We start from the raw sequence: 26,904 nt of genomic DNA, 5'->3' as shown, positions 1-26,904 counted from the left end.
GGCCGGTTCACGGTGAACATCCTTCCGGCCGGGCACCGGCATCTTGCCGCGCAGTTTGCCCGTTCGGGCACCGATAAGTTCGCCGGTGTGGGGTTTTCGGTGTCTCCGCTGGGTAATCCGGTGCTGGATCAGGCCCTTGCGTGGGTGGATTGCGAGCTGTACCGGGAGTACGACGGCGGCGACCACACCATTGTGGTGGGGTCGGTCCGTGCCCTGGGTGCACGGGACGGTGCCGAGCCGCTGCTCTTCTTCAAGGGCGGCTATTTCGACGGCGTGCCGTCCCGGGCAGGGCAGCTGGAAAGCGCCGCATGACACGGGTATGGGCATGATCGGGGCACTTACCCGGAGGATCCAAATGATCTGCGGCGAGGAGCTCTCCTTGCTGCGCCGGCAGATGTACGCACTTGCGTGGCAGGACATCCACGACGGCGCCGTTGAGGGCGCCGCTACCGCCATGGCACGCAAGCCGTCCTGCGCGAACCAGGGCGTCAGCGTTGACGTCGTGTGCTTCGCCCGGCGCCCCGACGCGGAGGACGCCACTGTTTTCGTGATTTCCGTGGCGATGCAGGTTCATCCGGACCGCCCTCCCGGTGAGGTGTACTGGGAAGAAGCCGATGCCTGGGCGCTGGCAGTCGCCGGCAATGAGTGGTTCAGGGTTGAACCCCGCGGTGGCCTGGAAAAAGCAGGCAGCCGGATTTTCCATTACGCACTGGCCGAGGAAGCGCCGGCTTACGGCCAGGCGGTGCCGCTCCACGAAGTGACGCTGGGGGGTTCATCGACTCCCTGATGAGTACCCGGCCCCGCCCTCACGCCAGCCGCGCCACACTTCGGCGTGTGGGCCGCAGTGCGGCGCCGTCGGAAAAGAGTTGCGGGGTTGCCTGCTGAATCCGCTGGACATCCTCAAAAACGCCCCGCAGGTGCAGCCGCAGGGAGCTGTCGGCGTCAGCCAGGTTCTTGGCTTCAAGGGCATCGACAACCGCGGTGTGTTGTTGGATCAGGGTTGCTATGGGCCTGGTGTCCAGAAGGCTCAGGCGGCGTGCGCGGTCGAGGTGCGCTTTGGCGGAGTTGACGGCGGCCCAGGCGGATTCGTGCCCCGCAAGCCTCAGAAGTTCGCGGTGGAAATCCTCGTCCAGCCGGAAGAACTCATCCACATCGCTGGCGGCATCCGCGTCCGTTTGGCTCTTGAGTATCACGCGTAGTCCCGCAATCCCCACTTCGTCGACCGTCAGGTCGCGCAGGGACGCGCATTCAATGGCCTCGCGGACAAACTGAGCCTCGGATACCCGCCCCAGGTCCACGAGCGAGACAAAGGAACCGATCTGCGGGTAGACCTGCACCAGTCCCTCCTCCCTGAGCAGAATCAGGCTTTCCCGGACCGGCGTGCGGCTGACCCCCAGTTCCTGTGCGAGCTCGTTCTCCGAGAGCGGTTCACCCGGAGGCAGCTGGAGGGAAATGATGCGACGCCGCAGCGTCTCCAGGGTCTGGTCACGCACAGAGAGCCGCGGGGACTGTCCCTTGCCGGGTTTATCGGATGCCATGCCCCCAGTCTATTCTCTTGACACACTAGAATGGTAGTGCTTGTATGGTAGTTAGTTAGCGAGGTGCCGCCGGTCACAACAACCCACCGCCGGCCTTCTTCCTTTCACTCACCCCCTTCGTTTTTCATCGCCTGCAAAGGAGCACCAGATGACTGAGAGCATCGCGCCGCCCACCGCCCGGCCGGAGACCAAACCCACCAAGGAACTGGCAAAGGTCGCAGTGTCCGGATGGCTGGGAACCGCCATGGAATTCATGGACTTCCAGCTTTACTCCCTGGCAGCAGCCATCGTCTTCAACAAGATCTTCTTCCCCGACGTCAGCCCGGTCATTGGCCTGATCGCCGCAATGGCCACCTACGGCGTCGGCTACGTTGCCCGTCTCGCCGGCGCCGTCTACTTCGGCCGCATGGGCGACAGGATCGGCCGCAAGAAGGTCCTCTTCATCACCATCGCGCTGATGGGCGCGTCCACAACCCTGATCGGCGTTCTCCCCACCTACGCGATGATCGGGATCTGGGCCCCCATCCTGCTGGTTGCACTGCGGCTGGCACAGGGCTTCGGCGCCGGTGCCGAGATCGCCGGTGCCACGGTCATGCTGGCCGAGTTCGCCCCGGCCCGCCGCCGCGGCCTCATCTCCTCCCTCGTGTGCCTCGGCACGAACTCCGGGACGCTCGCCGCCTCGGCACTCTGGGCGCTTCTGGTGAGCGCACTGCCGGAGGACCAGCTGTTGAGCTGGGGCTGGCGCATTCCGTTCCTGTTCAGCTTCGTCCTGATGATCTTTGCCGTGTGGGTCCGTCGCTCCCTCAAGGAAAGCCCGGTGTTTGAACAGCGGGCCGATGTTGTGGACGGCGTGGCACTCTCCAAGCGGGAAATCGTCGCGGCGGACGAACTCGCCACGACCAGCACCATCGAAGCAGCCCTGCACCAGCGCAAGGGAAAGGCCTTCCTGATCGCCCTGGGCCTGCGGTTCGGGCAGGCCGGAAACTCGGGGCTGGTCCAGACCTTCCTGGTGGGCTACCTCGCTACTGTCCTGCTGGTGGACAAGAGCGTGGGCACCACCGCCATCGTGTACGGGTCGCTGCTTGGCTTCCTCACCATTCCCGTCATGGGCATGCTCGGTGACCGCTTCGGCCGCCGGCCCCTCTACCTGGTGCTCAGCACGCTGACCGCCCTGTTCGCCATCCCCATGATGCTGATGGTCACCAGCGGAAACACCACACTCATTACCGTCGCCATGGTCGTCGGCCTCAACCTCGGCGTTCTCAGCCTCTTCGCCATGGAAAGCGTCACGATGGCCGAGTTCTTTGGAGCCCGCACCCGCTTCACACAGCTCGCCCTGGCCAAGGAAATCGGCGGGATCCTCGCCACCGCCATCGGCCCGCTGCTGGCTGCGACCCTCACCGCCATCACCGGGCACTGGTGGCCGCTTGCTGCGATGCTCATCGGCTACTCCCTGATCACCCTGGTCTCAGCCTTCGTAGGGCCCGAAGTCCGCGGCCGCGACATGGTCCGCCTGGAAGACGCCGTATGAAAGCCGTCGTAGTCCACGGAGCGAATGACCTCCGCATCGACGACCGGCCCGAGCCCGTCGCCGGACCCGGTGAAGTAATCATCGACGTCGAGTGGGGCGGGATCTGCGGCTCGGACCTCTCCTACTGGCGCCACGGGGCCTCCGGGACGGCGGCGCTGAAGTCGCCGCTCGTCCTCGGCCACGAGGTCGCCGGCCGGATTGCCCGGCTGGGCGCCGGGGTCCGGAACCTCGACGTCGGCCAGCCCGTCACGGTACATCCGGCGGAACTGGTGGGGGACGGCATCATGCCGGACCGCCTGGCCGGCCGCACCAACCTGTACCCGCAGATCAGGTACTTCGGATCCGCAGCCTTTGACCCGCACACCGACGGCGGGTTCAGCGAACGCAAGCTCGCCAAGGCAACTCAGATCCGGCCGCTGCCCGACGGCGTGGACACCCTGCACGGTGCGCTTGCCGAGCCGCTGGCCGTCGCCATGCACGCGGTCAAGAGGGCAGGATCGCTGACCGGCAAGGACGTCCTGGTCAACGGGGCCGGGCCCATCGGCTCGCTTGTGGTTGCCGCGGCCCGGTTCGCCGGCGCCAGAAGCGTCATTGCCGCCGACATCAACGACTCCGCGCTGCAGATTGCGAAAGCCATGGGCGCGGACCACGTCGTGAACGTCTCCGGCGCGGGCAGCCTCCCGGAGGACATGGAACTGGTGTTCGAGGCCTCCGGCATCCCTGCGGTGCTGGGCGGCGTCCTGCGCGCCACGGCCCGCGGCGGAACGCTCGTCCAGGTGGGCAACCTTCCCGGCGCGCCGGCCCCTGCAGCACTCGGGGACCTGGTGACGCGGGAGATCACGTGGATCGGCTCGTACCGGTTCGTTGACGAAATCAGCGACGCCCTCCAGGCCATGGCAACGGGGCTGGACGTCTCCCCGGTCATCACGCACACGTTCGGGATCGACCAGGCAGCCGAGGCCATGCGCGTCTTCGGCGATCCGGCGTCCGGAAGCAGCAAAGTCATGCTGCGGCTCTCCCCAACTGAGTAGCGGCAGGTGTCGTTTTGTCGGTTCAAAACGACACCTGCTGCGACCCACTTGCACTCATCCCACACATCTGAAGGACCAATCAGTGAAGATCACCGACGCACGGGTAGTGGTTTCGTCTCCCGGACGGAATTACGTCACGCTCGTTATTGAAACCGAGGACGGCATCACCGGCATCGGCGACGCCACCCTCAACGGCCGCGAGCTGGCCGTGGCGTCCTACCTCTCGGAGCACCTCTGCCCGTTGCTGATCGGCCGCGACGCGCGCCGGATCGAGGATGCCTGGCAGTACTTCTACAAAGGCGCTTACTGGCGCCGCGGACCGGTGACCATGACGGCGATCGCCGCCATCGACGTCGCACTCTGGGACATCAAGGGCAAGGCCGCCGGGATGCCGGTGTACGAATTGCTGGGCGGTGCCGCCCGCGAGGGCGTGATGGTCTATGGGCACGCCAGCGGCTCAACCCTTGAGGACCTCAGCGCCGACTTCCAGCACCACCTGGACCTCGGCTACAAGGCGATCCGTGCCCAGGCCGCGGTGCCCGGTCTCGAGAAGACCTACGGAATCGCTCCGGTGGACGGCAAGCTCTACGAGCCGGCCAGCGGCAACGTCCCGCAGGAGGACATGTGGGAAACCACCTCCTACCTGGACTTCGCACCTAAGATGATGGCCCACGTCCGCGAAGAATTCGGCTACGGGGTGCACGTCCTGCACGACGTGCACCACCGCTTGTCGCCGATTGAGGCCGGCCGCCTGGGCGCGTCCCTGGAGGAGTATCGGCCGTTCTGGATCGAGGACCCGACGCCGGCCGAGGACCAGTCGGCGTTCCGCCTGATCCGCCAGCACACCACCACGCCCATCGCCGTCGGCGAAGTGTTCAACTCGATCTGGGACTGCCAGCAGCTGATCACCGAGCGGCTCATCGACTACATCCGGACCTCCGTTTCGCACGCGGGCGGCATCACGCACCTGCGCCGGATCTTCTCCCTCGCGGACCTCTACGGGGTGCGCTCCGGATCGCACGGTGCCGGGGACCTCTCCCCGGCCTCGTTCGCTGCCGCCCTGCACGTGGACATGAGCATCCCGAACTTCGGCGTCCAGGAATACATGGGCCACCGGGAGCCGGCCAACGAGGTGTTCACCACCTCGTACACCTTCAACGACGGCTACATGCACCCCGGGGACGTCCCCGGCATCGGCGTAGAGTTCAACGAGGAAGCTGCCGCCCGCTTCCCCTTCGACCCCAAGTATCTTCCTATCAACCGGCGGCTCGACGGATCGGTGCATGACTGGTGAACGGCGCAACACGCGAAAGCGAAAACCAGCCCTTCGACGTCGTGGTGATGGGGGAGATCCTCGTTGAGGTGGCCACCGACGTGGCGTTCGGCCACGGCGTGCCGGCCCGGCTCGGCATTTCCGGCGACGCCTTAAACGTCGCCGCTGCAGCCGCCGCGGCGGGAGCGCGCACCGGGCTGCTGGCAGTGCTGACCGACGACGACCTCGGGCAGGCGATCGCCGCCCGCATCGCCGAACTCGGCATCTCCACCCGCCTGCTGATGTTCAGGACCGGACAGCAGGGCGTCTACCTGGTGCACTCCGATCCCGAAGGCCAGCGCGAGTTCTCCTATGCCCGCAACGGAAGTGTGGGCTCCAGCCTGGGACCCGACGACGTCGACCCGGCCGTGTTCGCGGCCGCCGGCGCCGTGGTGGCAGGCGGGATCGCATGTGCCATTTCCGAATCGTCCCGGTCGGCGGTCTTCAAAGCCGCCGATCTTGCCAGTCGCTTTGTGTTCGATCCCAACTTCCGCCCCCGGCTGACGTCCGCTGAAGACGCGACAGCGACACTTCTGCGGCTCGCGCCGCAGAGCCATCTGGTGACCCCGTCCTTTCCCGGCGAGACCACGGCCCTTCTAGGCTCCTCCACGCCGGCGCAGGCGGCTGCAAAACTCCTCGGCCTTGGCGCCACCAACGTGGCAGTGACCTGCGGCGCAGAGGGAATCCAGCTGGAAGGCGAAGGCCTGGACAGCACATGGATCGACTCGATCCCTGCCCCGGCGGTGGTGGACCAGACCGGCGCCGGCGACGCGTTCGTCGGCACCCTGACCGCCCGGATGGTGCTCGGCGATAGCCTGCCCGAAGCAGCCCGGTTGGGTGCTGCGGCGGCGTCGCTGGTGGTGGGCGGCAAAGGCGGAACCGGCTTCATTCCCACCCTTGACCAGACCCGTGCCCACGCGGCCGGCGCCGCAAAAGGAGAACTGACATCGCACGCCTAAGCAACGCCGCGCTGGCAGCCGCAGGCACCCGGAAAGTACTGCTCCCGCGCGAAGGCCTTCGTCCCGGCATCGTCCATCTGGGACTCGGGGCTTTTGCCCGCGCCCACACCGCGGTCTTCACCGAAGATGCCATGCTCGCCACCGGATCATCGGACTGGGGGATCGTTGGCGTGACCCAACGATCGGACACCGTCGCGAGGCAGTTGGCGCCGCAGGACGGCCTGTTTACGGTCGCTGAACGGGGAGGCGGCGCGGCCCCGCTCCGGGTGGTGTCCAGCATCGTGGAAGCCATCTCGGGCAAGGACCACCCCGAAACGGTGGTGGATCGGATTGCCGCACCCACCACCCACGTGGTGACCCTGACCGTGACCGAGAAGGGCTACCGGATAGATCCGCACAGCGGGTCCCTTAACACCGCCGACCCCCAAGTACAGGCCGACCTTGCCGGCCAGCCGCCGCAGACGGCCATCGGGCAGATCGCCCGCGGCATCCAGAAGCGCGCCCGCACCGGCGCAGGCCCGCTCACGGTTATGTCGTGCGACAACCTGCCGGGCAACGGCCAGTTGACAGGATCCCTCGTCCGCGCATTCGCCGCCGCCCTTCCGGACGCCGAATCCGGGCCGCTGCTCGCCTGGCTGGACGCCAACGTGTCCTTTCCGTCCACCATGGTGGACCGGATGGTGCCGGCCACCACCCACGGCGACCTTGACGCCGTCGAACATGAACTGGGCCTGCGGGACGAAGCCGCCGTGGTGGCCGAGCCTTTTATGCAGTGGGTCATCGAGGACAACTTTGCGGGCGTCCGGCCCGCCTGGGAGAAAGCCGGCGCACTCTTCAGCACCGACGTTGCGGCCTGGGAAGCAGCCAAACTGCGCCTGCTCAACGCCAGCCACTCCATGCTGGCCTACCTTGGACTCGCCACCGGGAAGGCGACCATCAGCGACGCCGTGGGGGAGGACGCGTTCCGAACAGCCTGCAGCCGCATGATGGCGGAGGACGCGCTGCCCACCATTGGGCTTCCGCCAGGGCTGGACGGTGAATTGTACTGCGCACAAGTCCTGGAGCGGTTCGCCAACCCGGCGCTAGGACACACCACGGCTAAGGTGGGCAGCGACGGTTCCCAGAAGATCGGGCTGCGGCTCCTGACTACGGTCCGTGCCACCCTCGACGCCGGACGCGAACCACGCTGGGCAGCACTGGCAGTCGCCGCCTGGATGCACCATGTGGCCTCCACCCCGGAGGCGGAGCTCAACGATCCGCTGGCGGCCGGGCTCCACGCTGCATTGCCGGTGATGCGCTCGGCGGAAACTGTGGTGCCCGCGTTGCTGGGCTTCAGCAGCATCTTCGACGGCGAACTCGCGGCCCATCCCGGATTCACCAACCTCCTCCTTCACTGGTACCGCATCATCGACACCCAGGGCCTGGGCGGCCTGAGAAATGAGATCAACCATGGCTGACGCCACCAGCGTCCTGCACGTTTCACCGGTCATTCCGGTGGTCACTATCGAGGACCCGCAACACGCTGTTCCGGTGGCCCGGGCACTGGCCGACGGCGGCGTCCGCATTATCGAACTCACCCTCCGAACCGAGAGCGCCCTGACGTCGCTGAAGCTCATTGCCGAGGAAGTGCCTGAGATCCTCGTGGGGGCTGGGACAGTGCTGACTCCGGGCCAGGCCGATGCCGCTGTCTCCGCCGGTGCGCAGTTCCTGGTGAGCCCGGGCGTTACCCCGTCCCTGCTGGACCATCTGCTGGCGCTGGGTGTGCCCGTCCTGCCGGGAGTTGCCACCGTAGGCGAGGTCATGGGCGTCCTGGAACGCGGCCTGACGGCCATGAAGTTCTTCCCCGCAGGACCGGCCGGCGGCCCCGACTATCTCGCGGCCATCGGGGCACCCATACCGCAGGTGCAGTTCTGCCCGACAGGTGGCGTCAGCCTTGGCTCCGCACCTAAATACCTTTCGTTGAAGAATGTCGCCTGCGTGGGTGGCAGCTGGCTTACGCCACGCGGGGCAATCGAGAAAGGGGACTGGCAGCAGATCACCACTCTCGCGCGGCAAGCTGCCGGACTGCGGGACGCTGGCGGCGCGCGGGACGCTGCCGGACTGCGGGACGCTGGCGGACCGGGCCAGAACTAGGCGGCAGCGGACCCAGCACCTACTCGAAACGCACGGCGTTCCAGTCGAGGATGCGTGGCTCCGCGAGACCCTCCGTGACGAACGGATCTTCGGCGATGAACCGCTCGGCATCCTCGCGGGAGCTGAAGATGCCCATGGACCCGGCGGCGGGATCCGTCGTTTGGAACGGGCCCAGCGCGATGAGTCCGCCGCCGGCTGCGCGGAAGGCCTCGTAAAAGGCCTTGTGGCGGGGGAACGTTTCCATCAAGCGCGAGCGGTCGGTCCCTGCACGCACGCTGTACATCACGACGAATTCCATGTGGGTGATCCTACTCCGGGCCACGGCCCGGACTTCGTGCCTACCGGACCGGGGTGTCGGCGCCCAGGGCAGTGCGTGCCTGGAGGATGGCCTGTTCCACATCCTCGTTCAGGTGCCCGGTGGGCAGCGAGCCGAGTTCGCCGCGGAGCAGTCCGACGTCCTTCAGGAGGAGGTCGTACTGGACGTCGATGAGGTTGTCGCTCATCCAGCTCTGGCCGGTGGAGACGCCGATGACTTCGAAGAGGTTCTTCGCCGGCACGCCGTGTTCGGCCGCGAGGTTAAGCATGCGTGCTGTGGCGGCCAGGTTGTAGGTGGCCAGGGTGTTGTTGAGGAGTTTGACCAGGGCGGGCTGGCCGTAGGATTCCATCCGGAAGACGCGGCCGGAGATCTCGGCCAGCAGCGCGTCTTCGGCGTCGGTGGGGGCGGGCCCGGCCAGGAAGATGGTCATCGAGCCCTGACGTGCCCCCTGGGGTCCCCCCGAGACCGGGGCCTCGAACGCGCGCCAGTTCTCCGGGGCGGACGAGAAGATTCCGCGGGCATCGGCGGGGGCCAGCGTGGTGTGGACAAAGACCGTCAACGGCTGCGCCGTCTGTACCTTGAGCGCCTCAAATACTGACGAGACCTGGTCCGCGAGCCGCACCGCGATGTGCACACTGTCCACTGAGGACCAGTGAACAGCTGCCATGTCGCTGCCGGCAGGCGACTTGTTCTCCGCCGACCATTCGCGGATGCGTTCCTGGTTGAAGTCGTAGCCATAAACCTCCTGTCCCAGTTCGGCCAGGTGGGCGCCGATGTTTCCGCCGATGGGTCCGAGTCCTATTACCAAATGCATGAACGTTCCTTAGGGGTGATGAGGGAAATGCGGGGATGGGCTAGTCGGTGGATTCAGGGGCCATGCCGCGCTCCGCCATGACCTCTTTGAGCTGGGTCAGGGCGTTGAGCACGCGCGGGAAGCCAATGTAGGGCCGCGATCTGCATCGGCGTCGGCCAAGGCCTCGCCGTCGTCATGGAAAACGTTTCGTAGCGGCATTAAGGCATACTGGGCATGAGTCTTAGGGACCGTCAGCTTTCGGTTGACGGGTCCCTGTCTGACAGGCGGATCGAGCTTTGCTTGACGAAGTTCCGTCTGGTAGGTCCCTGAAGAAATGAACCAATGTCGGTTCGCCCGGCCGCGGTACAGCGGTCCGGGCTTTTTGTATGGATGAGGGAGAGTGAACGTGACACGTATTGGCATTGTGGCCGAGTTGGGTCGCGAGACGAGGGTGGCGGCAACGCCTGCCACCGTCGGGCAGTTGTTGGGGTTGGGCTACGAGGTTGTGGTCGAGAAGGGTGCGGGGGAGTCCGCGTCATTCCGTGACGACGCCTACGAGGCGGCGGGTGCGCTGATTGTCGGCGCCGATGACGCGTGGGGCAGTGACGTGGTGTTGCGGATCAATCCGCCCACCGAGGAGGAGATCGGCCGGCTGGCCGACGGCGCCACGCTGATCGGTACGCTGAGCCCGGCGCTGCGTCCGGAACTGGTGGAGGCACTGGCCGCGCGGCCGATCACGGCGCTGGCGCTGGATGCCGTGCCGCGCATCTCGCGGGCGCAGTCGATGGACGTGCTGAGTTCGATGGCGAACATTGCCGGGTACCGCGCCGTGATTGAGGCAGCCCACGAATTCGGCCGGTTCTTCACCGGCCAGGTGACTGCGGCGGGCAAGGTTCCGCCGGCCAAGGTCCTGGTGGCCGGTGCCGGTGTCGCCGGGCTGGCCGCGATCGGTGCTGCGTCCAGCCTCGGTGCGATCGTCCGTGCGACCGACCCGCGGCCCGAGGTGGCCGACCAGGTGAAGTCCATCGGCGGAACCTACCTCAAGGTCGAGGTGGAAGAAGAGATGAAGTCCGCCGACGGCTATGCCAAGGCCACGTCCGAGGCGTATAACCGGCGCGCAGCCGAGATCTATTCCGAGCAGGCACGGGACGTGGACATCATCATCACCACGGCCCTGATCCCGGGGCGTCCGGCGCCGAAGCTGCTCACGGCCGAGGACGTGGCCGGCATGAAGTCCGGCAGCGTGATCGTTGACATGGCTGCCGGGCAGGGCGGGAACGTGGAAGGCTCGGTGGCCGGGGAGCGCGTGGTCACGGAGAACGGTGTGGTGATCCTTGGTTACACCGACCTCCCGGCCCGGTTGCCGGCGCAGGCGTCCCAGCTGTACGGGACGAACATGCTGAACCTGCTCAAGCTCCTGACGAAGGAGAAGGACGGCCAGCTGCGGATCGATTTCGACGACGTCGTGCAGCGTTCAGTGACCGTGGTGCGCGACGGGGAGAAGACCTGGCCGCCGCCGCCGGTCCAGGTCTCCGCCGCACCGACGGCGCAGACGCAGACTACAGCCGCGGAAGGCACTGCGCCGAAGAAGAAGGAAGGCCTCAGCGCCGCCGGCAAGGCCGGACTCTTTGCCGCGGGCATCGCCGCGTTGTTTGTGGTCAACACGGTGGCGCCGGCTCCGCTGCCGCAGCATTTCACGGTGCTGATGCTCTCGATCGTGGTGGGCTTCTACGTCATCGGGAAGGTGCACCATGCCCTTCACACCCCGCTGATGTCGGTCACCAACGCCATCTCCGGGATCATCGTGGTCGGTGCCCTGCTGCAGGTCACCTCCGAGAACCCCGTCATGCAGGTTCTCGCCGCCGTCGCGGTCCTGCTGGCCAGTATCAACATTTTCGGCGGGTTCGCTGTCACCCGGCGGATGCTCGCGATGTTCTCCCGCGGTGACAAGGCACGTTCATGAGCGCCGTACCCGAAACCGCAGCAGGAATCCTAACGAGGAGCTTTACCGTGTCCGACACCGTCTCCGGTCCGTTGACCGCCGACTCCATCGCGGGGGCGGCCTACATCGTCGCGGCCCTGCTGTTCATCCTCAGCCTTGCCGGGCTGAGCAAACATGAAAAGGCCCGGGCAGGGGTCATCTACGGCATTGCCGGGATGGTCATCGCCCTGGCGGCCACCGTCTGGCTGACCGTGCAGGGCGCCTGGGGCACGGGCCACGGCCTGACCGGGCTCATCCTGCTCCTGGCCGCGGTACTGGTCGGCGGCGCCATCGGACTCTGGCGCGCCCGTGTGGTGGAGATGACGGGCATGCCCGAACTCATCGCCCTGCTGCACAGCTTCGTTGGCCTCGCCGCGGTACTCGTCGGCTGGAACGGGCACCTCGAAGCCCCCGGGCTGTCCCCGGACCTGATGGCCGTCCACCATGCCGAGGTCTTCATCGGTGTCTTCATCGGCGCGGTGACCTTCACCGGCTCCATCGTGGCGTTCCTGAAACTCTCGGCCCGGATGAAATCCTCACCGCTGATGCTGCCGGGGAAGAACGCCATCAACCTCGGCGCCCTCGTCGCGTTCGTCGCCCTCACGGTCTGGTACGTCAACGACTCCCAGCTGTGGCTCCTGATCGTTGTCACCATCCTCGCCCTGGGGCTGGGCTGGCACCTGGTCGCCTCCATCGGCGGCGGGGACATGCCTGTGGTGGTGTCCATGCTCAACAGCTACTCCGGCTGGGCCGCGGCAGCCGCGGGCTTCCTGCTCAACAACGACCTGCTCATCATCACCGGCGCCCTGGTGGGCTCCTCCGGTGCCTACCTGTCCTACATCATGTGCAAGGCCATGAACCGGTCCTTCATCTCCGTGATCGCCGGCGGCTTCGGCATCGCCGCTCCCACCACGAATGGAGACACAGACCACGGCGAGCACCGCGAAATCACGGCCCAGGCCACCGCGGAAATGCTGGCCAACGCCTCGTCCGTCGTCATCACCCCCGGCTACGGCATGGCCGTCGCCCAGGCCCAGTACCCCGTCGCCGAACTCGCCCACCAGCTCCGCGAACGCGGCGTGAACGTCAGGTTCGGCATCCACCCGGTGGCCGGCCGCCTGCCCGGACACATGAACGTGCTCCTCGCCGAGGCAAAGGTCCCGTACGACATCGTCCTTGAAATGGACGAGATCAACGAGGACCTAGACGGGACCTCGGTGGTCCTGGTGATCGGGGCGAACGACACCGTCAACCCCGCCGCGGCCGAGGACCCGTCCAGCCCCATCGCGGGCATGCCCGTACTGCGGGTGTGGGAAGCGGACAACGTCGTGGTGTTCAAGAGGTCGATGGCCGCAGGCTACGCCGGCGTCCAGAACCCGCTGTTCTACCGCGACAACTCGCAAATGCTCTTCGGCGACGCCAAAGCCCGCGTCGAAGACATCCTCAGAGCGTTCTAGCAGGGAACCGTTCCGGGATGGTCGTGCAATTGCCGCCGAAGTGGCAGACTGCGGCCATGACTATGGAGCAATGGTGGCCGCGGCTGAAGCCGTCGGCCAGGGAATGGCTTATTGCGAACAACGGTGACGCGGTTCCGGCGGAGATGGTCACGGAGATCACCAATGCCGGAGGCGACGTTGCCGGCGATGCATGGTGGGTTGGTCAGAGCGGTCCGTCGGGGTTCTATTTCTCGGACGAGGCCGTCGACTGGATCGAGGCGGTCGCGAACGGCGAAACGCCCGAACCCCGCTGACAACGGGTCCTGGGTTCACCGTACGCGCGGTGCCTGGGCGCCGCCGCTCACTGCATCATCACTACCGGTAACAGCACAAAAGGGCAGAGTACGACGGCGGGGAGCCCCCGCCGTCGTACTCTGCAGTGAGGCGCCGATGCAGCCCGGCCGCAAGCGTCGGGTCAGGAGCATCGGGCCAGGACGAAGACGTCCATATAGCCAGCAAAGGAATACCGAATGACGAGAATGCTGATTATTGGTCCGCCCGGTTCCGGCAAGGGAACGCAGGCGGAACGGATTTCCGAACGCCTCGGCGTGGTGGCGATCTCAACCGGCGACATCTTCCGCGCCAACGTCAAGGGCGGCACGCCGCTCGGCGTTGAGGCCCGGAAATACATGGATAACGGAGACTTCGTGCCGGACAGCGTCACGAATGAAATGGTCCGGGACAGGCTCAGCCAGGACGATGCCACTGAAGGCTTCCTGCTGGACGGTTATCCCCGCACGGTGGCACAGGTGGAGTACCTCGACGGGATCCTCGCCGCTTCCAGCCAGGCCCTCAGCGTGGTTCTCCAGCTGACAGCGGACGACGAGGAACTGGTTACCCGCCTGCTGGGCCGGGCCAGGGAAACCGGCCGGAGCGACGACAACGAAGGCGTCATCCGCCACCGGCTGGACCTGTACCACCAGCAGACGGAGGCCGTGGTGGCCAAGTATGCGGAGCGCGGGATCCTCACCCGGGTGGACGGGATCGGCGGAATCGAGGAAGTCACGGACCGGGTCCTGGGCAGCATAGACGACGTGCTCAGCGTGCCCGTCCGCGGACTGTAGAACAGCAATGAAGGGATGACGACGGCGGTTCCTCCGCCGTCGTCATCCCGCCTTTTTGACCCTGCTAAGCCGGTTAGCCGCTCAGCCGCTCACTGCGTGCCCGAGGCCCTTGATAAGGCGGGTTATGGCGTCTTCGGCGGTAGGCACCGGGCCAAAGACTTCGCGTTGCCGGCCGGTGTCTGCAACGTAGCGGCCGGACTCGAACCAGGCGGCCATGGCTCCCATGTCCTTGATCATGGGGTTGACCGGCCCGAGCGCCGAACCAGCGGCCCGGATGAGCCTGCCGGGGATGGTTCGGACCCGGATGCGCCTGCCGAGGAGCCGGCCCGAAATGTCCGCAACGTCCTGCATGCTGACAGGCCGGTCCCAGCCGATATCGATGCGCTGCCCCTCCACTGCGGGCAGATCCGTGGCGGCGGCCAGGTAACCGGCCAGGTCGGATGAGAGTACGAAAGTCAACGGGACCCGGGCGGACCCGAGCCAGGTGAGGCGCCCTTTGCTGAACGGGTCCCCGCCAAACCGGGTGACCTGGTCCAGGAAGGCACCCGGCCGCAGCGCGACGAACGGGACGCCGAGTTGCTCGAGCCGGTCCTCGGCCAGCTTCTTATGCCAGAAGTGCGGAACTTCCGGTGTCTGGTCACAGGTGAGGATGCTTGTCAGCACGAACCGGCGCACGCGGGTCCGGCTGGCGGCTTCGGCGAGGTTGCTGTTCCCTATGGTGTCGATCTGCGGGGAGTCGCCTTTGCTGTGCCGTGTATAGCCGGCCGCCGAGGTGACCACGCTATCGGCACCGTCCATCGCGCGGACCAGGGAGTCAAGGTCCATCATGTCGCCCCGGGCGATGGTGGCACCGGCAGCTTCGAGGCGTGTGGCGTCGGAGCCCGGACGCACCAGGGCACGGACCTGCTTTCCCGCTGACAGCAGCTGCCACACCACCTGGCTTCCGAGCATGCCGGTGCCGCCAACCACAAGCACAGGTCCAACGCTTGTCATGGTCGCCTCCGGTGACGTGGGGTGAAGCGGGGTGAAGCGGAACGGGCGGACACCCTGGGTAAGGCAAATCTACTCAGGCCGGGGGAAGCCGCAAGTGGCGCTGCGAAAGGACGCCCCAGGGCTGCAGGCTAGACTCTGATCGGGCTGCCGGGAGGCGGCCCGCAGATTGCACAGCAGCGGGCACGTACCGGAGAAGGAGCCACGATGGCGGGAGGCAGCAGCGAACCCGGCAGAACCGTGACCTCGAAGGTCCTGTCCATCCTGGAAGCCTTCGAAAAATCCCGGGGTGCCCTCAGCCTGACCGACATCGGCCAAAAATCCGGCCTGCCCCTGAGCACCGCCCATCGGCTGGTCAACGAGCTCACGGACTGGGGACTCCTCTCCCGTGAGCCCAACGGCCGCTACCAGCTCGGCATCCGCCTCTGGGAGCTCGCCCAGAACACCGGGCGGCAGCTCCGGGACGCCGCCCGGCCCTACGTTCAGGACCTCTTCTCGCTCACCGGTGAAACCGCGCACCTGGCGGTCCGGGCCGGGCATGAGGTGCTGTACATCGACCGCGTCTACGGCTCCAAGCGGGTACCCCGCGCCGGCCGGGTCGGCGGCAGGCTGCCCATGCACGCGACCGCCGTCGGCAAGGTCATCCTCGCCTTCGAGGAGGACTGGGTCCGGGACGCCTACCTGAACCGGCAGCTGGAGCGGCATACCGCGCACACCCACGTGGATCCCAGGAAGCTGGCCGAGGAGCTGGCCCAAATCCATGAACAGGGCTACGCCACCACCCTGGAGGAAGTCCGGCTGGGCTCCTGCTCCATCGCCGTCCCGGTTTTCCATACCGGCAGGATCGGGGCATCGATCGGCCTTGTGCTGCCCACCACCCAGGCCGCCACGATGACCCGGCACCTGCCCGTCCTGCGGGGCATCGCCGCCCAGATTGAGCGGGCCACAGCCCGGATCCCGCTGGAGACGCTGCTGGGCAGCCATGACGGCACGGACTGAGCCGTCCCCGGCCTGCGAGGGCTGAAACAAACTGGTTTCCACTGAGTGGAAGCCGATGCTGTCGGCTGCTGGTGATCGGGGCCACACTGGTGAACAAGAACCCCCGGCAGGCACTGACGCCGCCGGCGGGACCGAAAACCAAGGAGCCCAGATGTCATCGTCGACTGAAACGGCCGGCCGCTGTCCCTATGGCCACGGCGCCGAAGCCCCCGCCGGGCACCACGGCTACGAGCCGTTCCAGATGCAGGATCCCTTCCCCGCCTATGCCGAACTCCGGGCCGAGCAGCCCGTCATGTTCGACGAGCGCGTGGGCCTCTATGTCGTCTCCCGCTATGACGACATCAAGGCCGTCTTCGAGGACTGGGAGACCTTCTCCAGCGAGAACGCCCAGGCCCCCGTCCGCGAACGGGGCGCCGCCGCGAAGAAGATCATGGACGACGGCGGCTTCACCGCCTACTCCGGCCTGTCCGCCCGCCGCCCGCCGGAACACACCCGCATCCGCGCCGTGGTCCAGAAGGCCTTCACGCCCCGCCGCTACAAGGCGCTGGAACCCTTCATCCGCCAGAACGTCGTCGAACTGCTCGAAAGGATGCTGGCCCGGCCGGAACGCCGGGGCGACATGGTCAAGGACCTCGCCTACGACGTCCCCACCATCACCATCCTCACCCTCATAGGCGCGGACGTGTCCCAGGTGGACACGTTCAAGCGCTGGAGCGATTCCCGCGCCGCGATGACCTGGGGCGACCTCTCTGACGAGGAACAGATCCCGCACGCCCACAACCTCGTGGAGTACTGGCAGGAATGCCAGCGCCTCGTTGCAGAAGCCAAGGAGAAGGGCGGCGACAACCTCACCGCGGACCTCGTCAAAGCGCAGCAGGACGGCGCCGACATCTCGGACCACGAGATCGCCTCCGTCCTCTACAGCCTGCTCTTTGCCGGCCACGAGACAACCACCACGCTGATCTCCAACGCCCTCCGCGAACTCCTGGCCCGCCCCGAGCAGTGGCAGCAGCTGGTGGCGGAGCCCAAGAAGATCCCCGCCGCCATCGACGAGGTCCTGCGCTACGCCGGGTCGATCGTCGGCTGGCGGCGCAAGGCCCTCAAGGACGCTGAAGTGGGCGGTGTTGCGATCGAAGAAGGCGCGCAGCTCCTGCTCCTGATGGGCTCCGCCAACCGCGACGAGAACAAGTTCACCGACGGCGAGAATTTCGACATCACCCGTCCCAACGCCCGCGAGCACCTCTCGTTCGGATTCGGAATCCACTACTGCCTGGGCAATATGCTCGCCAAGCTCCAGGCAAAAATCGCCCTTGAAGAGGTGGCCCGGCTCGCCCCGGAGCTGCGGCTGGAGGAACCGGAAGCCATCGCCTTCCGCGAGAACCTCTCCTTCCGTGTCCCCGAGACCGTCCCCGTCAGCTGGAAGGCCTGAAAACGATGCACAGCAACGAATACGTCCAGTTCTTCGACGGCGGCGTCGAACCGAAGCTTGAAAACCTCGGCGGCAAGGGTGCCTCCCTGGTCACGATGACTGCGGCCGGCATGCCCGTCCCGCCGGGCTTCGTGGTCACCACGGCGCAATTCGACGCCTTTATGGAGGAAGCCGGGATCACCCGGCATATCCATCAGCTGCTTGCCGGCCTGGACCCCGAAGACATGGGCCAGGTGGACAAGGTCTCCGCCGCCATCCGCGAGGACATCTGCTCCCGCCCGGTGCCGCAGGTCCTGCGTGAGCTCACCATCACCGCCTACGAGGCCCTGATGTCCCGCTTCGACGCGCCGGTCCCGGTGGCCGTCCGCTCCAGCGCCACTGCCGAGGACCTTCCGGATGCCTCCTTCGCCGGCCAGCAGGACACCTACCTCTGGCTCGACGGCGTCAAGGCCGTCACCGAGCACATCCGGCAATGCTGGGCCTCGCTGTTCACCTCCCGTGCCATCATTTACCGGCTCAAAAACAACATCCCCAACGAGGGCCTCTCGATGGCCGTGGTGGTGCAGAAGATGGTCAATGCCCGCGTCTCCGGCGTTGCGATCACCATGGACCCCACCAACGGCGACCGCTCCAAGATCACCATCGACTCCTCCTACGGGGTGGGTGAAATGGTGGTCTCCGGCCAGGTCACCCCGGACAACATCATGCTGGACAAGGTCACCCTGGCCGTCATCTCCGAACACCTCGGGGACAAGCACGCCGAACTGGTCCCGGACGCCGCGGCCGGCCGCCTGGTGGAGCGGGAAGTCGACGCCGAACGCCGTGGACGCCGCAGCCTCACCGACGCCGAACTCAGCGCCGTCGCGCAGATGGCCAAACGCGCTGAGAAGCACTACAAGTGCCCGCAGGACATCGAATGGGCCCTTGATACGGACCTGCCCGACGGCGAAAACCTGCTCCTGCTCCAGTCCCGGCCGGAAACCGTGCACTCCTCCAAGCCGGCCACGCACACCGCCCCGCAGCCGGTCGTCTCCGGCGGCTACTTCAGCGGATTCAGTGCAGGCACGCTCAAGCCGTCCGTCTAAGCGCCAGAACACCCACCAGGCTCCACCCCACCCAGGCTCACCGTCGAGCCCTCTTGAAAGGACCGCCATGTCCCTGAAGTCCTTCCCCAAGCCGTCCGAGCTCCCGGTCCCCGCCGGCGCAGAGGGCTGGGAAAAGATCTACCCCTACTATCTGGTCTTCCAGGACAAGCTCAAGGAGCAGGAGGACGCCAAGTTCTGGTTCTGCGACAGCCAGCACTGGCCCACCGTGTACAAGCCCTTCGAAACCATCGGCGGCGAATTCGCGGTGAAGTGCCTGGGCCAGTACAACGCCCGGCACCTGATGATCCCCAACGCCAACGGCATAGAATTCCGCGTCCACCTGGGCTACCTCTACATGTCGCCGATCCCGGTCCCCGAGGACCAGATCGCCGCCCGCGTGCCCCTGTTCGAACAGCGCGTGGGCCACTACTTCCAGAACTGGGACCAGCTGCTCAAGCAGTGGCACGTGAAGGTCAAGGGCACCATCGACGAAATGGAAACCATCTCCTTCCCCAAGCTCCCGGACATGGTCCCGATGGAGGACATCCTTTCCGGCAAGGGAAAGGACGGGTCCGAAAAGCTGCTCGAAAGCTATGACCGCCTCATCCAGCTCGCGTACCAGAACTGGCAGTACCACTTCGAGTTCCTGAACCTGGGCTACATCGCTTACCTGGATTTCTTCAACTTCTGCAAGCAGGTCTTCCCCAACATCCCGGACCAGTCCATCGCCACCATGGTGCAGGGCGTGGACATGGAACTCTTCCGGCCGGACGACGAGCTCAAGCAGCTCGCCAAGCTCGCCGTCGAACTGCAGCTGCAGGGACACTTCGGCAACACGGACGACGTCGATGCCACCTTGGGTGCCATCGCCGCCGCACCGGGCGGGGAGCGCTGGATGGCGCAGTATGAAGGTGCCAAGGACCCGTGGTTCAACTTCACCGTGGGCAACGGGTTCTACGGCCACGACAAGTACTGGAACGAGCACCAGGAAATCCCGCTCGGCTACATCGCGGACTACATCCGCCGCGTGGACGAAGGCCAGGAAATCATGCGCCCGGTGGAAGCCCTGATTGCCGAGCGCGACCGCATCATCGAGGAATACCGTGAGCTCCTCGAAGGTGAAAACCAGGCCCTGTTCGATGCCAAGCGCGGCCTCGCTGCCACCGCCTACCCGTACGTGGAGAACCACAACTTCTACATCGAGCACTGGACCATGGGCGTTTTCTGGCGCAAGATCCGCGAGCTCTCCCGCATGATGCACGCGGAGGGCTTCTGGACCCGGCCCGACGACCTGCTGTACCTGGGCCGCAACGAGGTCCGGGACGCACTCTTTGACCTGGTCACCGGCTGGGGCGTTGGGGCCAAGCCCATCGGCCCGGACTTCTGGCCGGAGGAAATCGAACGCCGCCGCGGCATCGTGGACGCGCTCAAGACCGCGCGGCCGGCCCCCGCGCTGAACACGCCGCCGGAGTCCATCACCGAGCCCTTCACCCGGATGCTCTGGGGCATCACCACCGAGCAGGTCCAGCAGTGGCTGGGCGCCGGCGAAGCGGTGGAAGGCGGCGGCCTCCGCGGCATGGCGGCCTCGCCCGGAGTCGTGGAGGGCCTGGCCCGCGTGGTCACCGACGCCGACCAGCTTTCCGAGGTGCAGCAGGGCGAAATCCTTGTCGCCACCGTGACGGCCCCATCGTGGGGCCCGATCTTCGGCAAGATCAAGGCCACCGTCACGGACATCGGCGGCATGATGAGCCACGCTGCCATCGTCTGCCGCGAGTACGGCCTTCCGGCCGTCACCGGCACCGGGTCGGCGTCCACCACCATCAAGACCGGCCAGCGGCTCCGCGTTGACGGCACCAAGGGCACCGTCCAGATCCTCGACGCGCTGGTTCCCGAGGCCGGAGAACCCGAACTCCTGGCCGCCGGTCCCGGGGCGCACTCCCACAGCCACAGCCATGTCTGACGTGTCCATGCCCGACGTCCCCATGCCCGAAGCAGGGAAGACCGTCCTCATCACCGGTGCCGCGGGCGGGCTGGGCCGGGCGTTCGCGCTCGGTTTCGCCGGCCGCGGCTACCGGGTGGCGGTGGCCGACATCAACCTCGAAGGCGCCGAGCAGACGGCGAAACTGGTCCGCGAAGCCGGCGGCGAAGCAGCCGCCTTCCCGGCCGATGTCACCAGCGTGGAGTCCACCGAGGACCTCGCGAAAAGCTGCGCCGACTTCGGCAACGGAAGCATCGACGTCGTTCTTAACAACGCGGCGGTGTACGCGGGGGTGACCCGGAGCCCGTTCGAGGACATCGACCCGGCCGAATGGGACCTGGTGATGAACGTGAACCTCAAAGGCCCCTGGCTGGTGACCCGCGCCGCGAGCCCCTACCTGCCCGAGGGCGGGCGCGTCATCAACCTCTCCAGCGCCACGATCTTCAGCGGCTCGGAACAGTGGCTGCACTATGTCGCATCCAAAGGCGGCGTGGTGGCCCTGACCCGGGTCATGGCCAAGGAACTGGGCCGGCGGGGGATCACGGTCAACGCGATCGCCCCCGGCTTCACGCTCACCGAGGCCAGCTACGGGCTGATGGAGAACGCCGAGAACTACGGTGTGGACCGCGGAGCGATCAAGCGGGCCAGCCAGCCGGAGGACGTCGTGGGCGCGGCGCTCTTCCTGGCCGGGCCGGACAGTTCCTATTACACCGGGCAGACCATGGTGGTCGACGGCGGCCGCCAGTTCATCTGACCCTCACCTTTAGCCAACATTCCGCTTTCAACCCAAGGAGAACCAATGCCAACGGTTCATTTCACCGACGCCGAGGGCGAAGTCCGCGACGTCCAGGGCAATCCCGGCGACTCCGTCATGGAAACCGCCGTGCGCAACGGCGTCCCCGGCATCGTGGCCGAATGCGGCGGATCGCTGTCCTGCGCCACCTGCCACGTCTTTGTCCGCGAGGACTGCCTGTCCAAGCTTCCCCCGATGGAGGACATGGAGGACGAGATGCTCTACGGCACCGCCGTGGACCGCGAGGACAACTCGCGGCTGTCCTGCCAGCTCCGGCTGACGGACGAGCTCGACCTGTTTGTCACCACCCCGGAAACCCAGGTGTAGCGATGGGCACGCACACTGCCGAGCAGCCGGCACCCGTCGCGGCCGGCACCGGAACCACCGCAGTTCCCACGCGCACGGGCCTGCTGATCATCGGCGCAAGCCAGTCCGGTGTCCAGCTCGCAGTCTCCCTCCGCGCGCTCGGTTTTGACGAGCACATCACCCTGCTCGGCGACGAGGACCACCGCCCCTACCAGCGCCCCGCCCTCTCGAAGGAGTTCCTGCAGGGGACGGTGGAGAGCGAATCCCTGATCTTCCGTTCGAACGAGTACTGGGCCGAACACAACGTTGACCTGGTCAAGGGCGAATACATCGTCAGGATCGACAGGGACGCCGACGGGTCAGGGGTCGCGCACGCTTCCTCGGGCAGGCAGTTCCCCTTCAAAAGGCTGGCCCTCACCGTGGGTGCCCGCGCCCGGAAGCTGGAGATTGACGGCGGCGACCTCGACGGCGTGCTGTACCTTCGCAACGCGGACGACGCCCTGGCGCTCAAGGCCCGGGTGGGGGACGCGAAAGACGTCGTGGTGATCGGCGGCGGGTTCATCGGGCTCGAAGCCGCATCCAGCCTGCAGAAAATGGGGAAGAACGTCACCGTGCTGGAATTCGGTCCGCGGCTGGTGGGCCGCGCTGTCGGCGAGGAAACCGCCGAGTACTTCCTGCAGGCCCACCGCGCCCGCGGCCTCGACATCCGGCTGAACACGAGTGCCGCGCGCTTCAGGGCGGCCTCCGCCGAAGGTGACAAACAGACGTCAGTCGCCGGCGTCGAACTCCAGGACGGCACGGTGCTGCCCGCCCAGATCGTCCTGGTGGGCATCGGGGTCATCCCCAACACCCAGCTGGCCGAACAACTGGAGCTGACTGTGGACAACGGGATTGTCGTGGACCGGTTTGCGCTGGCTTCGGACGGCACCACGGTGGCGATCGGCGACTGCGCCAACATGCCCAACCCGGTGCCCGGCTCGGAACCCGGCGAACGGATCCGGCTCGAAAGCGTCAACAATGCGATCGAGCACGCCAAAGTTGCTGCGTACTCGCTCACCGGGCGGCGCGAGGAATACGCCGGCATTCCGTGGTTCTGGTCCAACCAGGCCGACCTCAAACTCCAGATCGCCGGGCTTTGCAACGGGTACGACCGCACGGTTCTGCGGCGCGACGAGGAACGCGGAAAATTCAGCGTCCTCTACTACCGGCAGGGCCAGGTCATCGCTGCGGACTGCGTCAACGCCCCGCTGGACTTCATGGCCGTCAAGAACGCCCTCGCCAAAGGCCGGAACATCCCCGCCGACGCCGCCGCGGACCCGGCAACACTCCTCAAGACGATCACCACGGACAGCTAACTCCACCCAGACCGTAAGCCGGCCCCTCCCGAAGGAGCATTATGACCACCCCCAAGACCCCGGTTGCCGAGGCCGGTACTGAAGCCGTCACCGACGTCGGCACCAATCCCGCGGCCAAAAACCAAACGGCAGAGGACTTCGCAGCCGCGTACCCGGTCCGCCCAGTTCCGGCACCGGGACCGGTGGACACCGCCCCGATCGCCACCACCCCGGCGGCGCTGGATGAACTCGACTCGCTCTGGCGGGCCGTGGTGCACGAGACCCGCACCCGCGGCAACGACATCCACCTGCCGATCTCCCTCGCTTTCGCCGAGCGGCTCTGCCGTGCCTACCCCGAGGCCGACGCCGAGCTGGTCCGGGTGGCCACGCTGCTGCACGACACCGGCTGGGCCCACGTGGACGAGTCCCGCATCATCTCCGAAGGCTTCGCGGGGGACTGGCGCAAGGCCACCATCCGCTACGAACACGAGAAGCAGGGCTGCGACGTGGCCCGCCGCGTGCTCCCGGGCCTGGGTTACGGACCGGACTTCATCGAGCGCGTCTGCGCGATCATCGACGGCCACGACACCCGCCCGGTGGCCCATTCCCTGGAAGATGCGCTGATGCGCGACGCCGACCGGCTATGGCGCTTCGACCAGGCCGGAATTGCCCTGGCCTCCACCTGGTTCAAGATGGACCCGGCCACCTACACAGACCGGCTGGCCGCGGAAATCGTGCCGGAACTCATCACGCAGGCCGCCCACGACATGGCCGCCGCCGACCTGAACCGGTCCACCGCCCTGCTCAAGACGGCGGTCATCCGATGACCGCTGCAACGCAGGACGTCCCCGCCCTGGCCGCCCGTGCCGCGCTGAACCTGCCGTACACGCATGTGGACGATATCTTCATCGACGGCGCCTGGACCCCGGCACGCGGCACCGGCCGCAACCCGGTCATCGATCCGGCCACGGGCGAAGTCTGGGGATCCGTCCCGGACGGAACCCCCGAAGACCTGGACGCCGCCGTCGGATCCGCCCGCCGGGCTTTCGACGACGGCGAATGGCCGCGGCTGACGCCCTCCGAGCGGGCGGCGTACCTGCTGCGCATCGCCGAGGAAGTGGAGAAGCGCGCCGAAGAACTCTCGCTGACGAACACCCGCGAGAACGGATCGCCGGTCTCCGAATCCGCCGGGGCCGCCGCCAACGCCGCAGGCATCTTCCGCTACTTCGCCTCCCTCGCCGGTTACCTGGAACGCGAGGACGTCCGGGCCTTCCCCAAAGGCGGCGGCGAATCCGTGGTCCGGCGCGAACCGATCGGCGTGTGCGCACTGATCGCGCCCTGGAACTTCCCGATCAACCTCGTGGTGATCAAGCTGGCGCCGGCGTTGCTGGCCGGGTGCACGGTGGTCATCAAACCGGCGTCGCCCACACCCCTGTCCCTCCGCGTGATCATTGACGCCGTTGCCGCCGCCGGAGTTCCGGCCGGCGTCGTCAACCTGGTCACCGGCTCCGGCCGGCTGGGCGACGCGCTGGTGAAGCACCCGGCCGTGGACAAGGTGGCGTTCACGGGTTCCACTCCGGTGGGCCGGAAAATCGCCGCGGCCTGCGGCGAGCTGCTCCGCCCCGTGACCCTCGAACTCGGCGGCAAATCCAGCGCGATCGTGCTGCCGGACGCGGACCTGGACGCGATGTCCGAGGTTCTGATCCGCTCCTCCATGCGCAACACCGGGCAGACCTGCTACATCTCCACCCGGATCCTGGCGCCGGCCAGCCGCTACGAGGAAGTCGTGGACATGGTCACCCGGACCATCGCGGCGGGCAAGCAGGGCGACCCGCTGGACCCGGACACCGTCTTCGGACCCTGCGCCACGGAGTCCCAGTACAAGACCGTGCTGGAGTATGTGGAATCGGGGCTTGCGGAAGGTGCCCGCGCCACTACCGGCGGGCGTGCCGCAGCGCTGGGCGGCGGGCTCGAGGGCGGGTACTTCGTGGAACCCACCGTGTTCGCCGACGTCACTGCGGACATGCGCATCTCCCGCGAGGAAATCTTCGGCCCGGTCCTCTGCATTTTGAAGTACGACGACGCCGGCGGCAGCGTTGAGGAGGCCGTCGCACTGGCGAACAACACGGAGTTCGGCCTGGGCGGCCTGGTCTTCGGCAGCGACCCTGAGGCGTCCCTGGCCGTGGCGGACCGGATGGACACCGGCTCGGTGGGCATCAACTTCTTCGCCTCCAACCATGCGGCACCCTTCGGCGGCCGGCACGACTCCGGACTGGGCACGGAATACGGGATCGAGGGACTCAACGCGTACCTGAGCTACAAGTCGATCCACCGGCGCGCCAAGCCCTAGGTGGTGACGACGAGTTTTCCGCTGACCCGGTTTTCCTCCATGTCCGTGTGCGCCTGGACGATGTCATCCAGCGTGTACACCTTGCCAATGGGCGCCACCGCCGTGCCGTCGCTGACCGCATCCAGGAATTCCTGGAGCACTGCGGGCGGCAGGTCCGCGGCCCCGCCCGTGTAGGCGGTCAGCCGGACGCCCCGCGGGATGTAGTCGATGGGATAGAAATCGGGAACGATCCACTGGTTGGAAAGCATCCCCGTGAAGCAGACGACGCCGTGCATCCGGGTTGCCTGCAGCGTGTCAGGAAGCGTCGGGGTGCCCACGAGCTCCAGGGCGGCATCCACGCCGTCGGGGAAGAACCGGCGCACCGCGGCGGCCAGGCCGCCGTCGTCGATGAGCACATGGTCGACGCCGATCGCAGCGAGTGCCTGGCGCTTGGACTCGTCGCGGGTGGACCCCAAGACGGTGAGTCCGCGGCGCTTGGCGAGTATTGCTGCCGCCATGCCGACCGATGAGGTCCCGCCGCGGATGAGCAGGCTTTGGCCGGGCTTGGTGTCGAGCCCGACGGTGAGGGAGCCGTGGGCGGTCTGCAGCATCTCCGGGATGGCGCCGATCGTTGACCAGGGCAGTCCTGACTCGAAGGCAATGACCTGGCCGGCGGGCACACAGGTGTACCCGGCGTAGCCGCCGTCGAACACGCGGCCCATCCCGCCCATGAGGGTCACCACCTTCTGCCCCGTGCGGAATTCCCCGCCCGGGGCGTCCGCCACTTCTCCGACGGCTTCGATCCCCGGCACACGCGGAAAGGTGACCCCTTCGGCCAGGCCCAGGCGGGTATGCAGTTCCGAGCGGTTCAACCCGAAGGCACGGACCCGGATGAGGACCTGGCCGGGCATCGGCACGGGGATGGGTCGTTCCCGGATGTCCAGGGCCTCGGCGGGCCCCGGACCGTCCAAAACAACCGCCCGCATGGTGCCGCTCATTCTCCGGCCGCCTTCGGGGCGGGTGCCGGCCGCTGTGCGGTGCGCACACGTGTCAGGAGGTCCAGCAGCGTGCCGGCGTCCCTGGTGGTCAGGGCCGGAGTGAACCAGTTGGCAAGTTCGGCCTCCACCACTTTGCGGCCCCGCTCAAGAACTTCGGCCCCGGCCGGGGTGAGTACAAGGAGCGACGAACGGCGGTCGCCGGGGTTCATGCTGCGCGAGCAGTATCCCGCAGCTTCCACCCGGTCGATGAGCTTGCTGGCGCCGCCCACAGTGATTGCCAGCGCCGATCCTATGTCGAAGACCCGGCAGGTTCCCAAGGAGGCGATGACCGCCATGGCCTCGTACCGGCCGAGGGGCAGGCCGCACTCCGAGCGCAGGCGGACGTCAACGGCGTCCCACAGCTCGGTTTCAAGCCGCGTTAATGCGCTGAACAGGGGATAGAGGCCGGCGGGGTGGTCCCTGGTTTCCATGGCTACACCGTAGCAAGTAGTTTCCATGGAAGCTACTTC

General features: G+C 66.8%; 27 protein-coding genes. 21 read left to right on the top strand and 6 right to left on the bottom strand.

The features are described from left to right. Both BS38_RS24220 and BS38_RS0102730 read left to right on the top strand, forming a co-directional pair. A partial coding sequence (locus tag BS38_RS24220) for a flavin reductase family protein (RefSeq protein WP_043437497.1) occupies positions 1–312 on the top strand: 312 nt, incomplete at its 5' end. Between the two features lie 13 nt (positions 313–325). After that, on the top strand, positions 326–787 hold the full coding sequence (locus tag BS38_RS0102730; RefSeq protein ID WP_156037044.1) for a hypothetical protein: 462 nt from the start codon (positions 326–328) through the stop codon (positions 785–787). A gap of 19 nt (positions 788–806) precedes the next feature. Here BS38_RS0102730 and BS38_RS0102725 read toward each other — a convergent pair whose 3' ends face one another. Beyond that, positions 807–1,538 (bottom strand): GntR family transcriptional regulator, encoded by a 732-nt coding sequence (locus BS38_RS0102725; RefSeq protein WP_028269416.1) that lies wholly within the window; start codon positions 1,536–1,538, stop codon positions 807–809. A gap of 148 nt (positions 1,539–1,686) precedes the next feature. Here BS38_RS0102725 and BS38_RS0102720 point away from each other — a divergent pair, with 148 nt between their 5' ends. The 6 genes from BS38_RS0102720 to eda all read left to right on the top strand — a co-directional run bounded on the left by BS38_RS0102720 (position 1,687) and on the right by eda (position 8,504). Next, complete coding sequence (locus BS38_RS0102720) at positions 1,687–3,069, top strand: MFS transporter (RefSeq protein ID WP_028269415.1); 1,383 nt, start codon at positions 1,687–1,689, stop codon at positions 3,067–3,069. Next, positions 3,066–4,100, top strand: coding sequence for an L-idonate 5-dehydrogenase (locus BS38_RS0102715; RefSeq protein ID WP_028269414.1), 1,035 nt, complete (start codon positions 3,066–3,068; stop codon positions 4,098–4,100). Before BS38_RS0102720 ends, BS38_RS0102715 begins: the two co-directional genes overlap by 4 nt. Positions 4,101–4,182: 82 nt before the next feature. Beyond that, positions 4,183–5,394: a D-mannonate dehydratase ManD gene (manD, locus tag BS38_RS0102710; protein ID WP_028269413.1), complete on the top strand. Its 1,212-nt coding sequence runs from the start codon at positions 4,183–4,185 to the stop codon at positions 5,392–5,394. Positions 5,395–5,441: 47 nt separating this feature from the next. After that, complete coding sequence (locus BS38_RS0102705; protein ID WP_051628695.1) at positions 5,442–6,371, top strand: PfkB family carbohydrate kinase; 930 nt, start codon at positions 5,442–5,444, stop codon at positions 6,369–6,371. 38 nt (positions 6,372–6,409) lie between these two features. Beyond that, positions 6,410–7,828 (top strand): mannitol dehydrogenase family protein, encoded by a 1,419-nt coding sequence (locus BS38_RS0102700; RefSeq protein WP_442853331.1) that lies wholly within the window; start codon positions 6,410–6,412, stop codon positions 7,826–7,828. Then, entirely contained in the window at positions 7,821–8,504 is a 684-nt protein-coding gene (gene eda / locus BS38_RS24215) for a bifunctional 4-hydroxy-2-oxoglutarate aldolase/2-dehydro-3-deoxy-phosphogluconate aldolase (protein ID WP_051628675.1), read from the top strand. The genes BS38_RS0102700 and eda overlap by 8 nt, the downstream gene beginning before the upstream one ends. Positions 8,505–8,523: 19 nt before the next feature. On the opposite strand, the gene BS38_RS0102690 is transcribed toward eda, so the two are convergent. Together BS38_RS0102690 and BS38_RS0102685 are read right to left on the bottom strand one after the other, a co-directional pair. Then, the gene (locus tag BS38_RS0102690; RefSeq protein ID WP_028269410.1) at positions 8,524–8,802 is read right to left on the bottom strand and encodes a YciI family protein; all 279 of its coding nucleotides are present in this window, start codon (positions 8,800–8,802) and stop codon (positions 8,524–8,526) included. A 40-nt stretch (positions 8,803–8,842) separates the two neighbouring features. Next, positions 8,843–9,634 carry an NAD(P)-dependent oxidoreductase gene (locus BS38_RS0102685; protein ID WP_028269409.1) on the bottom strand — a complete coding sequence of 264 codons (792 nt, stop codon included), beginning with the start codon at positions 9,632–9,634 and terminating at the stop codon, positions 8,843–8,845. Between the two features lie 385 nt (positions 9,635–10,019). Here BS38_RS0102685 and BS38_RS0102680 point away from each other — a divergent pair, with 385 nt between their 5' ends. The 4 genes from BS38_RS0102680 (at position 10,020) to BS38_RS0102665 (ending at position 14,154) form a co-directional block, all read left to right on the top strand. Then, a complete protein-coding gene (locus tag BS38_RS0102680) occupies positions 10,020–11,576 on the top strand; it encodes a Re/Si-specific NAD(P)(+) transhydrogenase subunit alpha (RefSeq protein WP_028269408.1) in 1,557 nt (518 codons plus the stop codon). Beyond that, entirely contained in the window at positions 11,573–13,051 is a 1,479-nt protein-coding gene (pntB, locus tag BS38_RS0102675) for a Re/Si-specific NAD(P)(+) transhydrogenase subunit beta (RefSeq protein ID WP_231510987.1), read from the top strand. The genes BS38_RS0102680 and pntB overlap by 4 nt, the downstream gene beginning before the upstream one ends. 56 nt (positions 13,052–13,107) lie before the next feature. Continuing rightward, positions 13,108–13,344: a hypothetical protein gene (locus BS38_RS0102670; protein ID WP_028269406.1), complete on the top strand. Its 237-nt coding sequence runs from the start codon at positions 13,108–13,110 to the stop codon at positions 13,342–13,344. A gap of 225 nt (positions 13,345–13,569) precedes the next feature. Then, positions 13,570–14,154, top strand: a complete 585-nt coding sequence (locus BS38_RS0102665; RefSeq protein WP_197024885.1) for an adenylate kinase — start codon at positions 13,570–13,572, stop codon at positions 14,152–14,154. An 81-nt stretch (positions 14,155–14,235) separates the two neighbouring features. On the opposite strand, the gene BS38_RS0102660 is transcribed toward BS38_RS0102665, so the two are convergent. Further along, on the bottom strand, positions 14,236–15,147 hold the full coding sequence (locus BS38_RS0102660) for an SDR family oxidoreductase (protein WP_028269404.1): 912 nt from the start codon (positions 15,145–15,147) through the stop codon (positions 14,236–14,238). Positions 15,148–15,351: 204 nt separating this feature from the next. On the opposite strand from BS38_RS0102660, the gene BS38_RS0102655 reads away from it, so the two are divergent. The 9 genes from BS38_RS0102655 to BS38_RS0102615 all read left to right on the top strand — a co-directional run bounded on the left by BS38_RS0102655 (position 15,352) and on the right by BS38_RS0102615 (position 25,418). Beyond that, entirely contained in the window at positions 15,352–16,143 is a 792-nt protein-coding gene (locus BS38_RS0102655; protein ID WP_028269403.1) for an IclR family transcriptional regulator, read from the top strand. Positions 16,144–16,294: 151 nt separating this feature from the next. After that, on the top strand, positions 16,295–17,572 hold the full coding sequence (locus BS38_RS0102650) for a cytochrome P450 (protein WP_028269402.1): 1,278 nt from the start codon (positions 16,295–16,297) through the stop codon (positions 17,570–17,572). A 5-nt stretch (positions 17,573–17,577) separates the two neighbouring features. Further along, positions 17,578–18,657 carry a PEP/pyruvate-binding domain-containing protein gene (locus BS38_RS0102645; protein WP_028269401.1) on the top strand — a complete coding sequence of 360 codons (1,080 nt, stop codon included), beginning with the start codon at positions 17,578–17,580 and terminating at the stop codon, positions 18,655–18,657. 67 nt (positions 18,658–18,724) lie between these two features. Beyond that, positions 18,725–20,617 carry a PEP-utilizing enzyme gene (locus BS38_RS0102640; RefSeq protein WP_028269400.1) on the top strand — a complete coding sequence of 631 codons (1,893 nt, stop codon included), beginning with the start codon at positions 18,725–18,727 and terminating at the stop codon, positions 20,615–20,617. After that, positions 20,610–21,389: an SDR family NAD(P)-dependent oxidoreductase gene (locus tag BS38_RS0102635; protein ID WP_051628674.1), complete on the top strand. Its 780-nt coding sequence runs from the start codon at positions 20,610–20,612 to the stop codon at positions 21,387–21,389. Before BS38_RS0102640 ends, BS38_RS0102635 begins: the two co-directional genes overlap by 8 nt. Before the next feature lie 45 nt (positions 21,390–21,434). Then, positions 21,435–21,755 (top strand): 2Fe-2S iron-sulfur cluster-binding protein, encoded by a 321-nt coding sequence (locus tag BS38_RS0102630; protein WP_028269398.1) that lies wholly within the window; start codon positions 21,435–21,437, stop codon positions 21,753–21,755. A gap of 2 nt (positions 21,756–21,757) precedes the next feature. Continuing rightward, a complete protein-coding gene (locus tag BS38_RS0102625; protein WP_156037043.1) occupies positions 21,758–23,089 on the top strand; it encodes an NAD(P)/FAD-dependent oxidoreductase in 1,332 nt (443 codons plus the stop codon). Between the two features lie 41 nt (positions 23,090–23,130). Beyond that, positions 23,131–23,895 carry an HD domain-containing protein gene (locus BS38_RS0102620; RefSeq protein ID WP_028269396.1) on the top strand — a complete coding sequence of 255 codons (765 nt, stop codon included), beginning with the start codon at positions 23,131–23,133 and terminating at the stop codon, positions 23,893–23,895. Then, the gene (locus BS38_RS0102615; RefSeq protein WP_028269395.1) at positions 23,892–25,418 is read left to right on the top strand and encodes an aldehyde dehydrogenase family protein; all 1,527 of its coding nucleotides are present in this window, start codon (positions 23,892–23,894) and stop codon (positions 25,416–25,418) included. The genes BS38_RS0102620 and BS38_RS0102615 overlap by 4 nt, the downstream gene beginning before the upstream one ends. Here the strand turns inward: BS38_RS0102615 and BS38_RS0102610 are convergent. Next, positions 25,415–26,395, bottom strand: a complete 981-nt coding sequence (locus BS38_RS0102610; protein WP_028269394.1) for a zinc-binding alcohol dehydrogenase family protein — start codon at positions 26,393–26,395, stop codon at positions 25,415–25,417. The two genes, BS38_RS0102615 and BS38_RS0102610, sit on opposite strands and share 4 nt — an antisense overlap. After that, positions 26,392–26,892 (bottom strand): MarR family winged helix-turn-helix transcriptional regulator, encoded by a 501-nt coding sequence (locus BS38_RS24210; RefSeq protein WP_197024873.1) that lies wholly within the window; start codon positions 26,890–26,892, stop codon positions 26,392–26,394. Before BS38_RS24210 ends, BS38_RS0102610 begins: the two co-directional genes overlap by 4 nt. Positions 26,893–26,904: the final 12 nt, after the last annotated feature.

The sequence above is a fragment of the Arthrobacter sp. UNC362MFTsu5.1 genome (genome assembly GCF_000685965.1).
Lineage (GTDB): Bacteria > Actinomycetota > Actinomycetes > Actinomycetales > Micrococcaceae > Arthrobacter.
The sequence above is the reverse complement of the archived record's forward strand: the minus strand, read 5'-3'. Positions and strand labels throughout refer to the sequence as shown.